This is a genomic window from Stenotrophomonas maltophilia R551-3 (assembly GCF_000020665.1).
Lineage (GTDB): Bacteria > Pseudomonadota > Gammaproteobacteria > Xanthomonadales > Xanthomonadaceae > Stenotrophomonas > Stenotrophomonas maltophilia_L.
Genome location: NC_011071.1, coordinates 136,017 through 153,007, shown reverse-complemented (window position 1 = coordinate 153,007; position 16,991 = coordinate 136,017). Strand labels below are relative to the sequence as shown.

Annotated in this window: 2 protein-coding genes; both read right to left on the bottom strand. The window is 66.6% G+C overall.

Annotated elements, in window-relative coordinates; translation table 11 throughout:
* Positions 1-35: 35 nt before the first annotated feature.
* On the bottom strand, positions 36-14,936 hold the full coding sequence (locus SMAL_RS20960) for a hemagglutinin repeat-containing protein (RefSeq protein WP_012509684.1): 14,901 nt from the start codon (positions 14,934-14,936) through the stop codon (positions 36-38).
* A 106-nt stretch (positions 14,937-15,042) separates the two neighbouring features.
* The gene (locus SMAL_RS00560; protein ID WP_012509683.1) at positions 15,043-16,767 is read right to left on the bottom strand and encodes a ShlB/FhaC/HecB family hemolysin secretion/activation protein; all 1,725 of its coding nucleotides are present in this window, start codon (positions 16,765-16,767) and stop codon (positions 15,043-15,045) included.
* Positions 16,768-16,991: the final 224 nt, after the last annotated feature.

Below are 16,991 nucleotides of genomic sequence, written 5' to 3'. Positions count from 1 at the left end.
CAACAATCGGCTCCCCCATGTTCTCATCATCACGCTCACCATCGCCCTTGGGAGAACTTCGTCCAGTCGATCACCGGAGTCTGCGGAACCTCGACTGGCTTTCGATAGATTTTTTCAAGCTCTGGCCTCGCCATCCACCCTGCAGGCACGTATGTGCAGTACCACCCGCAATCTGACATCGGAGCATCGACCAACCCTGATGTCCTGGTTGGCATGAAGAACGACGCCGCAGCATCCAGCACACCCTTCTGCGCCGCCTCCCCATTGACTGCAGAAACCCGGGAAGCCAGGTCGGCGATGTAGTTGGCATCGCCCAGCGCCTTGCCCTTGGACGCTCCCGTCGCTGCCTTGTAAAGGGCGAGACTATAGGCCAGATAGGCATCCCGATGCGTGTACGGGTTGTCCGGATCGTTGATGCCTTCATCCTGTGTCGATGCTTTGGCATGCCCCAGGACCGGCTTGAACTGCGTGCCATCGCGTTGAACGTGGGCAAACGAATCGCCAAAGAGGTGCAACACCCGTTGCGTCTCAACATTGTCGAGAATGGCCCTCTTGGCCTCGGGATTGTTCTCGTTCCTCTTGATATCGGCCAGGATCACAGCAACCTTTTCCCCCAGTTCCGCCTGGATGGCCCTGACTGCTTCCGGGTCCATTTCGCCACCCAAGGCATGGTTGTGTTGCTGTGGCGTGCCCTTGAATTTTGCCCAGGCAACGTTGAAAGGCGTGATGGCGTTTCGTCGATCCGTGTCAGGCGCCCACGTTGCAGCCGCGATGCCCTTTGCGTCGCTTTCCGTGAAACCACTCAGGTAAAGAATCGTCGCCGTTGTGGAGTAGTGCCCCACCTCTCCCCAGTTGTTTTCGACCGCGTTCTTTGCGGCGTTGTTGCCGGCAGCAGCGCCCAGCATGCCGTCCTGGAACGTGCCAAGCATTGCCCCGCCGATTCCGGCAACGGTGCTGACCGCTTCTTTCTCGCTGGCGGTCAGGTCCTTGCTGTCCTTGCCGAACATGAACCTGGCGATGGAAGGGGCTGCCGCTTCGGCACTCCCGGCCGCCAACGCACCTATCAGCGCATTGTCTCCGCCGGCTGACGCCACCGCAGCACCGAGCAAGGCGTGGGCCAGCAGATGCGTGGCGCTTCCCTCTTCACTGCGGCTTCCTCCATCAGCCATGTTCCTGTCGGCGTTCTCTTTGAAGTACTGACCGATCTGATAGGAAATCGCAGGTGCCAACGTGCCCGCCACAATGCTTCCCGCACTGCCCGACGAAGCCGCGAGACCCCCGGTGATCGCCCCAACCAGCACACCGGCCCTCTGCAGGCGATCAATCTCACCGCTGGCCGCCACGCCAACTGCAATTAGCTGGGCCTCGCGTTCCGGCGTCAATGCGGCGCGCTGTTCCGGGTCGTTCAGAATGGCCTTGACGGCTTCCCGGCGGTCCGTTGCTGCGTCGATCGACGCATTGATATCGGAGCGGATCTGCATCCCTACACTCACCACGGTGCCGGTCGCCTGAGCCATCGCGCGCTGCTGCTGCAGCATCTGCTGCAGGTCCGGCAGCGTATCGAGCGCTTTGTGTGCGGTACTGGCGTCGGTGTTGATCCCAAGATCGGCCGCATCGACCTTCTTGCCACCGATGGTGATGTTGCCGCCGGTCAGGGTGGCGTAAGTGGTGGAACTGTCATGGCCGCTCTCGGTCATCGGGATGCCCGGGCTGAAGGTCGTCGTGTTGGCTTTGCCGTACCCGCCGGTGGTGATGGTGTTGCCGATGTCCTTCAACTGGCCTGCGGCATTCGGTGCCGCTATCGGATTGCCGTCCGCATCGGTGGCCACCTTGCCGGTCGACCCGAAACCTCCGCTGATGCCAACCGAACTTGCGCGGTAATCCATCTCGTTCTTCAGATCGGTGAAGGTCAACGTCTGTGCAGTCAACTCACTGTTGCCCGTCTGGGTGCTGGCAATGGCGCCGCCAATCAGATTCACATGGCCGGCATCCACGTGGTAGCCACCATCACCGGCAAACAGGCCACTCTGCTGACCGACGCCCTGGTAGCTGCCGTTGGCTTTGCCGGCACTGGCATAGCCGTTCACGTTCCAGGCAGTGCCGAAAGATACCTGCACGCGACCCCCTACCTGGTTGTCCTTGGACATGCTTTCGGCGATGTCCTGCAGCGATTCGATGGTCAGCGTGCCACCGGTCTTGACGTCGATGCGGTCCGCGGTGGCGGTGGCACCACGCAGGGTGGTATCTCCTTCCGCCTTCAGCGAGATGGTGCTACCGGCCAGCGTGGTGTTCTGCCAGGTGCTGCTTTCCGCATTCGACTTGCTGCTGCCCACGCTGGCCTCGGCGTAGACATAGACGCCGGTCTGCGCGCCGACCGACACGCCGACACCCACTTCGGCCCCGGCGTTGCTGCCTTTGCTCTTGCTCTGCAGGTTGGCCTGCCCCGCTTCAAGAAGGATGTCGCGCGCCGAGTCCAGCGCCAGCGTACTGCCCGCGCTCAGGCTGCCCTGCACCACGTGGATGTCGCCTTGGGTGCTGGTCAGGTTGACGTTGCCGCCGCCCTGGATGGTCGAACCGCGCGAGACCTGGCTGCTGCCATCAGCGCTGCGGCTTGAGGTCTTGAAGCCCACTCCCGCTTCCGCACTGAGCAGGGAGCCGCCGCCAGCGCCCTTGGCCATGTCTGCGATCGCACTCGCCGACTGGTAGGCGTTTGCGCTAGCCGCCAGGCCCTGCATCGCCTGCAGGCGACCGTCGGATTTGCGTGCGGCATCGACGTTGTTGAGCAGATCGATCAACGGCGATTTCACTCGTGCGAACGCACCGATCTTCAGGTCCTTGTCGCTCTGCGAGTAGTGCCCGCTTTCATCGGCGGTCAGCAGTTCGATCTGGGCGGCGGTGATGTTCACGTCCTGGGCCGCGACCACATTGCTCGCTGTCTGCGTGTATTTTCCGCCCGCGGTAAGGTTGACGCTGCCGCCGAGGCTGCCGACGGTGCTGGCCACCTGCGAGACCTGCGCGCTGTCGTCACGGTGCTGCTCGCGATGCCAACCGGAGAATTTCTCGGTGTCGGAAATCTGGACAGTGCCGATCGCCTTGCTATCCGAACGGTTGGCATTGCCGACCGTATCCTGGCCACTACGGATCGTGAGATCGCCTGCGGCACGGATGTTGACGTCCTTCTCGGCCGCGATGTTGGCGGCGGTCAGGCGGATATCACCCTCGGTGGTGGCCATGCGCACGCCACCGCCCACCGACAGCTGGGTACCGGTGATGGTGTCGCTCTGTCCGGCACCATCGCTGCGCGAGTTGTTGGTGCCAAATGGCAGGCCGGCCGAGTTGGTGGAAATACCCCAGCCCTTGCCACGGCTGTCACTGCTGCTGCGCTCCGTGTTGTGCGCCACGTCGAACACGATGTCCTTGGTGGCCAGCAGCGCGGCATCACCCTCGGCCGACATCTGCGCGCCCTGGCTGGTGATCGAGCCGCCATTGGCGATCAATGTGAGATTGCCTCCCGCGTTGAGGTTACTGACCCGTGCATCACTGCTGGAGTGGCTCTGGTTGCTGTTGGACCTCTGGCTGCCGGCCGTGATCGCCGGTAGCACGGCCGCCGACACGCCGGCCGCCACGCCTTCGGCGGTACGCGTAATCCGGCCCATCATCGTGCCGCTGTCGGCCATGCCTTCGGTAGCGTTGTCGCGTGCGGTGCGGTACGCCTTGGCCGGGTCGTAGGTGACGCCCACCGAGAACCCGCTGGACTTGCTCGACTGGCTGGCCTGGGTATCCACCGTGTCCTGGCGGGCAATCAGGTTGATGTCCCTGCCAACCAGAGTCAGGTCCCTGCCGGCGGCCACGTCGGACGCCGCGATCGTCAGCTGGTTGCCCGCATTGATCAGCACGTTGCCTTCGCGCGAGGCGATGGCCGAACCAACCTGGGTGGTCGACTGTTCGGCGGTGCTGCTGCTGTTCTTCGAGCTGCCATAGCCGATCGATGCAGTGCCATTGGCGAAGCCACCGGTGAAGCCGGACTTCTTCTTGCTCTGGCTGGACTCGCTGCTGTGATGGTCTTCCGCGGAGGCGATCAGCACGTTGTTGCCAGCACCCAGGGTGACGTTGCCGGTGGCGTCGATCACCGTGCCGACTGCGGTCAGGTCATGGCCCGCGTTGACATTGACCGCCTTGCCCTGCAAAGCGGTGCCAATGGCGTAGCTGTCGCTGCTCTCGGCGTGGCGGGTGGTGGTGGTACTCGACAGGGTCTTCTTTTTCTTGTCGTAGCTGTCCAGGCTGAAGTCATGCGTCTCGCTGGCCGAGAGCAGGTTGACGTCGCGACCGGCCACCACGCTCAGCGTGCCATCCGAACTGGCGACCTGGGTCGCGGTCAGATTGATATCGCGAGTCGCTTTCAGCACAACATTGTCACCAGCAGACAACTGGCTGCCACGTACGATCTCATCACTCTGGCTGATCTGCAGTGAACTGCGCTTGCCACCGGCATTGAAATCGCTGCTGCTGCTGTCCACCAGTACCTGGCTGTTGATGTCGCCGCCAGCCTGCAGAGCCATGCCACCGCCGGTCTTGATACGGGTTGCGGCCAGGTTGATGTCCTTGCCTGCGACCAGCAGCACATCGCCAGCGCCTTCAATCGAAGACACCGCGTGCGTGGTCTGGCTGTTGCTGGTGTAGTTGCGGCTGTCGTGGTTCAGCGCGCTGCTCTGGCCCAGCGTCTGCGCGCCCAGGTCCAGATTGCCACCGGCAGCCAGCTGGGTGATGCCATGGGTGCCGGCATTGCGGATCTCCGCTGCCTTGAGGCCGATGTCGCCGCCAGCCACCACCGACAGCACGCCATCGCCACCGGGATTGGTGACATACAGGCCAGCCACCCGATCGAGCGTGGTCTTCTGCTGCGACAGGCGATCGCCCTGGTCCTTCCATTCCGTAGTGGTCGAGGCCACGGTGATGTTGCCGCCGGCCTTCAATGCGAGGGCATCGGTGGCCTTGACGGTACTGCCGATGATGTCGATGTCCTGCCGCGCCGACAGGCCCACCTGGGCACCGCTGATCTGGCCACCGGACAGGTTGCGGATGTTGCCGGCATCGATGCTGACCAGCTGGCGGCCGGCAATCGTGCCGCTGTTGACCAGGTCGCCGCGCAGCTTGATGTCCACTTCGGCACCGGCCAGCAGTGCGCCGTCGTTGCCAAGGTCGCCCGGCATCACCCGCAGGTAGACCTGCGGGACCAGCGCGCGGACCACCGAGCCATCAGCCAGGGTGACGTCCTTCTCCACCAGCCAGACGATGTCGCTGGTCAGGCGTGCCATCTGCTCGGCCGTGAGCGCCACGCCGGGTCGCAGGCCCCATTCGCTCGCGACAGTGGCACCTGCCTCCAGCAACGCGCGGTACTGCTCTTCGTCGCTGCCGTGGCCGGTAAGGAAGCGGCGGCCGGTGAGCTCGCCGATCTGCTCGCGTACCAGCTTCTGCTCATAAAAGCCGTCACCCAGGCGCTTCTGCGTCTGCGCGGGATCAAAGCCTGCGCGCTGCAGCAGGTAATCCGAGCTGAGCCAATCACGGTAGCTGGCAAAGCGCGGATCGGTTTCCACGATGTGATTGCCACGGTTGGCGTCCACGTTGAACAGGCTGGCGGTGGGTGCACTGGCATTCGGGCTGGTGGTCACCACCACGCGCGGGTCGGTCCCGGTTGTCGTTGTAGCCTGCTTGCCCTCCACGGCGGTGTTGCCACCACTGCCGGCATGCTCCCCGGCGCGGACCGCCGCCGGGCCATTGGCATTGGCCTGCCCGGCCTGTGCCGCACTGATGTCCTGCGCCGTGCCGGCACCGCTGCCGGCATTGCCGGCCTGGCCGGGGCCCTGTGCACCGGCTGCATCCGCGCGGACACCGTCGGCCTGGGCTACCGCCTGCTGGTGGCCGCCATTGGCGCCCTGCGCCGCGCCGGCCGTGCCCGGCCCCTGCGCGTCCACGCTGCCCGCACCCTGGCCGGTGCTCTGGCCAGGCCCCTGCACGCTGCCCGCGCCCGGACCGACCGCACCCGCACCGCGGCCGCCGGTATCCAGCTGTGCCGTGCCCTTGCCACCACCGGCGTTGGGGTTACTGCCACCGGTGTTGTCGTTGCGCAGGTTGCCGACATCAATGGTGAGCTTGCCGCCCGCCGTTATCGACGAACCCAGCGCACCGGTCTTCTCGGTGATGGGGGCCGCCTTCCAGCGGCTGGAGGAGCCACCGTAGGTGATGGACACGTTGTCGAACGTGCTGGTGCGGGTCAGCTGCTCGGCTGCGTTGATCACCTCGGACTGGTCACGGTTCAGGCCGACAATGGCCAGGTCGCGACCCGCGGCGATGTTGGCGAACCGGTTCTCCAGCCGATCGGTGCTGATCCGCATGTTGCCGCCTGCATTGATCACCGCGTTGTTGCCTGCCGAAACCACCACATCTTCCACGGTGGTGCGGGTGGCAACGCGGGTCTTCTCGTTGCCGCTGGTGTCCTGGGTATGACGCTGCATGTTGATCAGCATCGATTCCGGATTGTCATAGTCCGGATAGGTGATGATCTGCACGCAGGTGGTGGTGCAGGTACCGTAGGCGTTGTTGTACCTGAGGGTATCGGTCACGTACTCGATCGGCGGCGAACCGGGACCGCGGGTGGACAGGTCGCGGAAGGGATCTTCCGCACCAGCGCCGAGCTGATCGGGGTTGCTGCGGTTGTCTGCACGGCCGACGTAGTAGACCGTGACGGTGCCGTCCTGCACGTTCAGGCGCTCGCGCGACGCGCGCGCACCGTACGCGCCACCGCGGGCGAAGGCGTAGGCACTGGTGTTGCTGGTCAGCCGGATAACCGCCTTGCGGATCTGCTGGCCATCCGGGGTGACATAGGGGGTGTCTTCAAGGATGTCCGACGGATCGAGGTAGTAGATCTCGTACGGCTGGTAGTTCGACGTCGCGCGGAAATCACGGTTGTTGTTGGTGGCGTTCTTGAACCAGCCGGGCTGCTCCAGCCGGACCGGTGCATGCACGGTGGTGACCTTCTCCACGACCACGTTCTCGCGGATGTTGTTCACCGCCAGCGCGGACAGGTCCAGATTGCCGCTGACCTCGATGGTGGAACCGATGTTGTCCACCTTCTGGGCACTGCCTACCGCGCCCAGGCCGTTCAGGGCGCCGCCGATCGCGGCGTCGCCATCACTGAAGATCAGGCTCTTGCCGCTGTTGGTCAGCGTGCCGACGCCCAGGTCCAGACGCTGGCGCGCGGCGATGGTGCCTGCACGGTCCACGCCGCCGATGTTGGCGGCGAGGTTGTTGAGCGAGCCCGCCTGGATGGCGACACGGTCACCGTAGATGCGGCCGCTGCCGATGTTGTCGACGCTCGCGGCGGTGATGTGGGTGACGTTGCCGTCCAGCAGGCCGTAGTTGACCAGTGCGCCGCCCGCTGCCAGGCGGGTCAGGCCGATGCTGCTGATCTCGCCGGTGGAGGCGTTGGTGATGTTGCCGGCATTGATGTTGACGTTGGCACCCGCCAGCTTGCCGCTGTTGTCCAGGTTGCCGTGGATGGACAGGCTCAGCGTGCCGTTGGCCACCATCTCGCCACGGTTGGTGTGGCTCTGGCCCAGCTCCAGGGTCATGTCACCCTGCGACATCAGCCGGCCATCACCGATGATTTCGCGGGTGCGGAGGGTCTGCTGCCTGCCGGCCACCAGGGTGCCGCCGCTGTTGACCAAGGTATCGGCGCGGACATCGGAGGTCAGCGCCGCCGACACCTGGCCACCGCTGTTGTCCAGGCGCTGGTTCACCTGCAGCAGCAGGTTGTCGGCAATCACCTGGCCGTTCTGGTTGTCCAGGTTGCCGGTGGTCACCTGCAGGTTCTTGCCCTGCAAGCCCAGCGCAGGGCCATTGGCCTGGCTGAGCGTATTGCGGTTGTCGATGTAACCGGCCTGCAGGTCGAGGCGGCCGGTCGCCGCCACCAGCCCGCCACTGTTGAGCAGGGCGCCCTGCAAACCGATGTCGGCATTGCCACCGGCGGTCACGCTGCCACCGCTGTTGGCCAGCTGCTGCGCGCGCAGCAGCAGGTCGGCTGCACTCACCAGCGAGCCGCCGCCACTGTTGTCGATGTTGACGGCCTGCACGTCGACGCCGGCCTTGGCGAACACCGAGCCGCCTCGATTGTCCAGATCGCCACTGCGGATCTGCAGCGTGCCACTGCTGACGATGCCGTTGCCATTGGAAGCGGCATTGGTCAGCCGCTGTCCGGAGGTGTCGATGCTGAGCGCTGCCGCCGACTGCAGCAGGCCACCGGTGTTGTCCAGCGCACCACTGCGCAGCGCTGCATTTCCGGAAAGGCTGGCAATGATGCCGCTGCGGTTGTCCAGCGCCTGCCCGCGGGTATCCAGCTGCAGGTCGTTGGCGATGATCCGGCCACTGTTGTTGTTCACGCCGCTGGCCGAGACCTGCAGGTGCTTGCCGGCCTGGACCAGGCCGCCTTCGTTGCGCAGCAGATCGGCACTGGTCAGCTGCAGGTTCTGCCCTGCCGCCACGGTACCGCTGCTGTTGTTGATGGCCTGTGCCTCGGCCAGCAACGCGCCCCCCGCAGACAGGGTGCCCTTGTCGCTGTTGTCGAGCAGGCCGTCAACGCGCACGGTCAGCGCGCTGTTGCCATCGCTGTGCACGGTGCCGCCGCGATTGTCGAGCGTGCCCGCGCTGATGCCTGCATCGCCCGTGGTCAGGATGCGACCACCGCGATTCTCCAGCGCATGGGTGATCGCCAAGGTGCTGCTGCCGCTGCCGGCGGCCTGGATCGTACCCAGGTTGTTGAGCAGTTGCGCGCTGCGCAGATCCAGCGCGCCATTGCCGGCAAGCGTGCCACCGCTGTTGTCCAGCCGGTCGCGCGCAGACACCTTCAACGCATCAGTGCCGGAGGCGATGATCGAACCGCCCGCGTTGAGCAGCGTGCCGGTATCCACAGCGATGCGGGCAGCGGACAGCGTGCCATCACGCAGGTCGGTGGTTTCACCGGTCAACTGCAGGGCGCCATTGCTGAGCAGCTTGCCGCCCTGGCCATTCAAGGTGTGCGCGTTGATCGCCAGCGTGCCGGTACCGGCCTGCTGCACGGTACCGCCGGCATTGCCGAACAATGCGCTGGTCAGGGTCAGGTCGCCATTGCTGGCGATCAGGCCGTTGCCGCCGTTGTCCAGCGAGGTGGTGGCCTGCACGGTGCTGGCCTGCGTGCCCGTCGCCAGCAGCTTGCCGTTCTGATTGTCGAAGCGGTCGGCGTTGACGGTGAAGTGATCGGCATTGAGCGTGGCACCGCGGTGGTCCACGCTCACCGCATCCAGCTGCAGTGCGCCTGCCGTGGCGATGCTGCCGCCGGCCCCGTCCAGCTGGGTGGCCTTCACGGTCAGCATGCCCTTCCCGGCATGGACGATGCTGCCTGCGGCATTGACCAGCTGCCCGGCGTCCAGGCGCAGGTTGCCGGCATTGCTGGCGAGGGTGCCACCGCCGTTGTTGAAGCGGCCCGTGACCGTGATCCGGCTGTCGGAGGTCCCTGCCGAACTCAAGGTGCCGCCTGCGTTCGACAGCGAACCGGCGTTGATCTGCTGTGCGCCGTTGGCGGCGATGGTGCCGCCGTCATTGCCGAGCGCACCACGCACCTGCAGCGACATCGCCTGGCTGCCGGTGGCGTTCAGCGTACCGGCCGTGTTGTCCAGCTGGCCGGCCTCGATGCTGACCTGCTGCGCGGCGGTGGTGCCTGCGCTGAGATCCAGGGTCTCGCCCTTCAGCTGCAGCTCGCCGTTGCTGACGATGCGGCCGGCGTGGCCCTGCAGCGTGGTGGCATCGATCTGCAGCAGGTCGTCACCGGCCTGCTCGATGCTGCCGCTGCGGTTGTCCAGCGAAGTTGCCGCCACCTGCATGCCCGCGCCGCTGGCGATGACGCCCTTGTTGCTGTTGTCGAGCAGGCCGTCGGCCTTTACCACCAGCCGTGCGGCGCTGTGCAGCGTGCCGCCCTGGTTGTCGATGCTGCCGGAGCTGATGCCAAGCCCACCGTTGGCCAGGATGCGGCCGCCGCGGTTGTTGATGTCCTGGCCGATGATCAGCTGGCTCGCCGCTGTACCCGCCGACTGCAGCGTGCCGCCCGCGTTGACCAGCGTGGCACTGCGCAGGTCCAGCGCGCCATTGCTGGACACGGTACCGCCGCTGTTGTCGATCCGTTCGCGCGCGCTCAGCCGCAGCATGTCATTGCCGGTCGCGGTGAGCGTGCCGCCGGCGGTGATCAGGGAGCCGGTGTCTATCTCGATCCGCTTGGCGGAGGTGATACCCGCGCGCAGGTCGGTGGTGGTGCCCTTGAGCAACAGGCTGCCATTGCTGACCAGAGTGCCGCCGGTGCCGTTGAGCGTTCCGGCGTCGATCGACAGCACGCCTTCACCGGCGTGCTGCACGGTGCCACCGGCATTGCCGAACACCGCCGCCTGGATGCTGAGGTCGCCATTGCTGGCCAGCAGGCCGCCCTCGCCGTTGTCCAGCGTGCCGACCACGTTGATCGTGCTGCTCTCGGCACCGGTCGCGATGACCTTGCCGGCGCGGTTGTCGAAGGACTGTGCGTCCAGCGCGATGCGCTCGGCCTGCAGGGTGGCACCGCGATGGTCCACGCTGCCCGCCTGCAGGGTGATGCCGCCTGCGCTGGCGATGCTGCCGCCCTGGCCGTCCAGTTGCCCGGTGCGCAGCAGCAGGCCCTGAGTGCCGGCGTGGCTGAGCGTGCCCTTCACGTTGGCCATGTGGCCGGCATCGATCTTCAGCGCGGCGCCGTTGCTGGCGAGCACGCCGTTGCTGTTGTCGAACAGGCCCGCTACGTGCAGTTCGGTCGTGGCGCTGCCCGCCGAACTGAGCGTGCCACCACGGTTGGAGAGTTCGCCGGCTTCGATGCGCTGCGCACCGTTGCTGGCGATGGTGCCCGCGTCATTGGCCAAGCGGCCGCTCACCTGCAGTGCCAGCGTCCCGCTGCCGGTTGCGCGCAGCGCGCCTGCGCTGTTGTCCAGGCTGTCGGCCACGATATCGAGCTGCTCGGCCGCCACGCTGCCGCCGCGGAGATCCAATGACCCGCCCTGCAGTGACAGCGCGCGGGCGGCACCGATGCTGCCGCTCTGGCCCGACAGCGTTTGCGCCTCGATGCGCAGGTTGCCGTTGGCGGAGATCGAGCCGCTGTGGTTCTCCAGCTGCGCGGCGCGGATTGCGGATGCAGCATCACCGGCGGCAATCAACTTGCCATGGTCGTTGACGAAGCGGCCTGCGTGCACATCGACGGCCCCATTGCTGCCCAGCGTTCCGCCGGTATTGTCGAGCAGGCTGCGGGCCTGCAGCTGGAGCGCTTGGGTGCCAAGCGCACTCAGCTGGCCACCGGCGGTGGTCACGGTGTCGCCGTCAATGCTGATGCGCTGCGCGGTGGTGGTGCCGTTGCGCAGATCGAGGGTGTCGCCCTGCAGCTCCAGCGAACCGTTGCTGAGCAGGGTGCCACCGGCGCCGGTCAGGTCCTGCGTGGTGATGACCAGGCTGCCGGACCCGGCCTGCTGCACGGTTCCGCCGGCATTGCCGAAGGTACGCGCGTGGATATCCAGGTTGCCATTGCTGGCGAGGGTGCCGCCATTGCCGTTGTCCAGCGTGCCCTGCACGCGCAGCGTATTGCCGCCGGTACCGGTGGCGATGATGCGCCCGCCGCGGTTGTCGAACCCGGTCGCCGTGATGTCCAGCTGCGCGGCAGCCAGCGACGCTCCCTGGTGATCGACCTCGGCCGCAGTGAGCTGCAGGGCGCCGGCAGTGGCGATCTGCCCCTTTGCTCCGTCCAGACGCCCGCTGTCGATGATCAGGCCGTCGCTGCCCGCATGGCTGAGCGTACCGCCGGCATTGACCAGCGCGCCGCTCTTCAGCTGCAGGTGGGCGGCATTGCTGGCGATGCTGCCGCCACTGTTGTCGAGCGTGCCGTCGACCCGGATCTGCGAAGCCGCCGTTCCCGCCGAATTGAGCGCACCGCCGCGGTTGGACAGCGCACCCGCCTGGATCTGCTGCGCGCCATTGGCGCTGATGCTGCCGCCGTCGTTGCGCAGCCGGCCCTGCACCTGCAGCTGCATCGCGTTGTTGCCCAGTGACAACAGGCTGCCGCCGCTGGTGTCCAGGCCGGTGGCCGTGATCTGCACCTCGCGGGCGCGGGTGGTGCCCTTCTGCAGGTCCAGCTGCTGCCCGCTCAACTGCAGCAGGCCATTGCTGGCGATGCTGCCAGCAGCTCCCTGCACGGTGGTCGCGTCGATCTGCAGCGTGCCGGTGCCGGCATGGTCGATGCTGCCGCTCTCGTTCAGCAGGCCATCGGTCTTGATATCCAGATCGCCATTGCCGGACAGCAGGCCGCGCTGGTTCTGCAGCCGCTGGCTGGCGTGGATGCGGCTGGTGCCGGTGCCTGCGGCGATCAGCTTGCCGCCGTCGTTGATGAGGATGCCGCTGTTGATGTCCAGCGCACCATTGGCGCCCACGGTGCCGCCGCTGTTGTCCAGGGTGCGCGATACCTGCAGCTGCAGCGCATCGCCGCCGGTCGAGGTCAGCGTGCCGCCGGCGGTGGTCAGGTCTCCGGCGCGCACATCGATGCGCTGCGCGGCGGTGGTGCCATTGCGCAGATTCAGGGTGTCGCCGTGCAGCTGCAGCGTGCCGTTGCTGAGAACGGTGCCGCCCTGGCCCTGCAGGTTGGCGGTGGTGACGCGCAGGTTGCCGGTGCCCGCCTGCTGCACGGTGCCGCCGGCATTGCCGAAGGACGCTGCATCGATCTGCAGGTCGGCATTGCTGGCCAGCAGGCCACCGTCGCTGTTGTCCAGGTGATTGCGGACGTTGAGCGTGCTGGCCTGCAGCCCCGTGGACAGCACGCGGCCGCCGCGGTTGTCGAAGTCCTGTGCGCTCAGGCCGAGCTGGCGGGCGATCAGCTGCGCACCGCGGTGGTCGGCGCGGCCCAGCAGCAGGTCTGCCGCGCCGGCGGTGGCAATGCTGCCCTGCACGCCATCCAGTACCTCCGCACGCAGCAGCAGGCCCTCGCTGCCGGCGTGGTTGATGCTGCCCCGGGTGTTGACCAGGGTGCCGATGTCGAGGCCGAGCCGCGTGGCATTGCTGGAGATGCTGCCCTCGCTGTTGTCGAGCTGGCCGATCGTCCAGATCGTGCCGGCACTGCCACCGTGGGCGAGGCTGCCGCCACGATTGATTGCCGATTGCGCCTGCAGCTCGAAGCCACGGGCGAAGGTCATGCGGCCGCCACTGTTGTCCAGCTGCTGCACCTGTGCGCTGGCCGCGCCCTGGACCTGCAAGGTGCCGCGCATGTTGCGCAGCGCCTGTCCCTGCACCAGCAGGGTGCTTACCCCCAGCGTGCCGTCGCTGTTGTCCAGGCTGTTGCGGGCGCTGAGCTGCAGGTCGCCACTGGCTTCGATGCGGCCGCCATCGTTGCCCAGCGTTCCTACGATGTTGAGCACGCCGGCCGCCAGCGGCGGAAGTGGTGTGACCGGCAGGGTGCCGCCGCCGGTGCCGGGAGTGCCAGTGCCCGGGGTACCCGTGCCCGGAGTGCCGGTACCTGGCGTACCCGTGCCTGGCGTACCCGTACCCGGCGGGGTGCCGGTGCCGCCGGTGCCGGTGCCTGGCGAAACACTGGACACGGTGCCGATACGGCCCTGCAGGTTGCTGAGGTCGGCGGCCTGCAGCTGCAGCGCCTGCGTTCCAAGCTGTTCGATGCTGCCGCCGCGGTTGCGCAGCGCATCGGCATTCACTTCGATGCGTCGCGCATTGAGCGTGCCGCCACTATTGTCGACATCTGCCGGGGTCTGCACGCGCAGCTCGCGCTCGGCACTGAGCGTGCCGGCATTGGCGATGCCCGCGCTGGCGTCGATACGCAGGTCCTGCTGCGCATGCATCGCGCCGGTGTTCTGCAGCCGGCCGTCGGCGGTGACCACCAGCTCGCCGGCCTGGGCACCGATCTTGCCGGCATTGCTTACGCCCACGCCATGTTCGTTGCCGACCAGCCAGATGCGGTTGGCATACATGCCGCCCAGCGCGCCCACATCCAGCGCGAAGGTGGGCGCGGCGGACGTGGGCTTCTGCTGCTGCACGCTGCTGTGGTCGGCACTGACCACGTTGCTGCCCAGGCTGGCCTGCAGCTGGTTGGCCCAGATGCCGGCATTGACCTGCAGCGAGCGGGTGATGATGTCGGTGTAGTCGGCGCGGCTGGTATCCAGGCCCGTGCCACCGACGCCGATGCTGCCGCCTTCCACGCGATAGCCTTCCAGCACGCCATTGCTGACGATCGGCGTGCCGGTGGTCAGGGTCACCCGGCTGGCGTTGAGGAAGCCCGCGCCATTGACCTGGATCCCGGCCGGGTTGGCGATGACCACCTGCGCGCGGGTACCGGCAACTTCCACGTAGCCATTGAGATGGCTGGGATTGCTGCTGTTGACCTCGTTGAGGATGACCCGGGCGGTGCCGGTGGCCAGCCACGGATTGCCCTGTACCCAGCCGCCCAGCTGGGTCTGCACGTCGCCGCGCGAGTTGTTGAGGATGACGCCCTGCTGGCCGACATCGAACTGCTGGTAGGAATTGCGCGACACGCCGCCAGCGCTGGGCGTGGTGATATTCACCTGCGGCGTGCCATTGGCCGAGGTGATCACCGTCGGGCGCTGGTTTGCCGGTGCGCCGGGATCGGCGGCAATACGGCCCGGGTCGGCCGGCGCCTGCTGCGCCGACAACGGCTGCACCAGCCCCACCCATCCCAGCACCAGCCACAGCGCGAAACTGATCGGACGCAGGGTGCCGACCGCATGGCCCTCTCGACTGTCGGCACCACCGCGGGCGGCGTTGACCAGCTCGGACGCCACCTGCATGACCCCGAGCGTACGGTTGAAGACCAGACGGTAGACTTTGTTCACGGCGCTGATTCCTTTCGGTGCTGTTGGGTTGTGCGCGCAGCGGTCTGCGCGTTACCGCATCGTGCTGGCCGCGCCGGGAACAGCGCGGGCCAGCTGTATGCAGGCGTCAGAACGAGATGCCCAGGTTCATTCCAAACGTGGTGTAGGCGGTCTGGAAACCGCGCGGCCTGGACAACGGGCTGCCGACAAAGGCGTCCCAGTTGACATGGCGGGTGCCGCCGCGAAGTCCGAGTGCGGTACCGGTAAGCCGGTCGCCCAGCAGCCGGGCCGTGGACGGGCCGGCGACACGCCCGTGATCAACGGCGACGTAGGCTTCCACGCCACTGCCCAGGGGCACGCCCACTTCATTGCGCAGCAACCAGCCACGTTCACCGGTCAGCGACATTTCGCCATCAAAGCCCCGCACGGTGTAGCGGCCACCAATCGAGAACCGATCCTGCGGCACCAGCGGCGAGCGGTTCCACTGCGCGCGCCAGCTGCCGACGTAGCGCAGGCTCTGCTTGCCCCACTGCAAGGGCAGCAGCAACTGCGCGTCCGCGGTATAGATGCGGCCATGCGCCGTACCTTCGCCAAAGGCCTCTTCCGGCGCACGCAGCGCGTTGAAGGCGCCGGTACCCTTGCGGTACGCCAGGTTCACATCCAGGGTCGCCTTGCCGATGAAGTGACGGTGGCCCAGGCCCAGCTCCCAGCCCGCCATGCGGCGGCGCTGCACTTCGATCTCGGTATCGTTGATGAAGTTGTCCGATTCGCGGTACCAGCCGCGCGCGTACATGCTGGTCTTGGCGCGCGCGTTGCGGAACAGCATGCGCGTCAGGCGCAGCTCGGCGTTGCGGCTGGAGCCACTGTAGACGTAGTTCTCGAATGCGCCGGCAACGGTCTGCTCATAGTCGAAGTTGCTGGCGTTGGCGCCCAGCAACCATCCGCCCAGCGGCACGCTGTAATGCACCGCCCAGCTGTCGGTGCCACGCTCACTGCCGTTGAGTACCGATTTGCCCACGTTGATGTAGAACAGATCGCTGAGACCGGCCGCGTTGTCCACCGACACTGTGGTACCCGCCTGCATCTTGCCGGTGGACTGGCTCCCGGCATCGTCCAGTGTCAGGTTGACCCGTACCAGGCGCGCCTGCTGCCAGCTGATCACCAGGTCGCTCTCGCCCGGCTTGGCTGCCGCGCCGTCGGCCGGGGGCGCGATCTGGATGTCCACTGTCGCGGTCGGCACGCGCTGCAGGTTTTCCAGCGCCTGCTCGATGTCACGCAGGTTCAGTACTTCGCCGCGTGCCACCCGCACCGCGTTCCAGAGGGCGGGGGTACGGCCTTCGCCGTCGGCGAAACGGATGGCATTGACGCGTCCCGGCACGACCGTGAGCGTCAGGATGCCGGTCTTCAGGTCCTGGGGCGCGGCGAGAATGCGCGTGGTGACGTAACCGCGTTCGATGATCGCGTTCTGCACGCGCTTCATCACGATGTCCACGCCGGCAGTACCCAGACAGCGCCCGGTTGCGGGGTCGCTGCGCGGATCGGCTGCCGCCAGTGCCCAACGGAAGCGTTCGGCCAGATCGCCCTGCAGCACGATGCTGTTGATGGTGAAGCAGGGTGATTCGTCAGCCGGCAGATGGCCGAGGTCTTCGGTGGCCGGCTGCAGCCGGACATCCGGCGTGGATTCCTGTTGTTCCCGCAGCGCGCGCTCGCGCTCCTGCTGCCGCAGCAACTCCTGCTCCGGTGACACCACCTGCGCCCAGGCCGGTGCCTGGAAACCGGCCATGGCCAGTGCCACAGCCACGGACAACCGCCACTGCAACGCGCGGCTGCGTACATTACGTCCCTGTTCCACGATGCTTTCTTCCCTGCGGATGGCTGCCAGTCCGACCAATATTCGGCTGGAAGAGGCAGCACTTTAAGGGAATCGCATGGCAGGCGACAGGGCCGGCACGCCGCGCGGGCCAGGGCTTCCCAGGCAAAGTGTGATGTCCGACGGAGAGCCTTCCGCTGGCTGGCAGCGCCCGGAATCTGTCCCGGGTCTGCCAGCGTGCCGGCCAACGCTGGCAGCACTGGGGC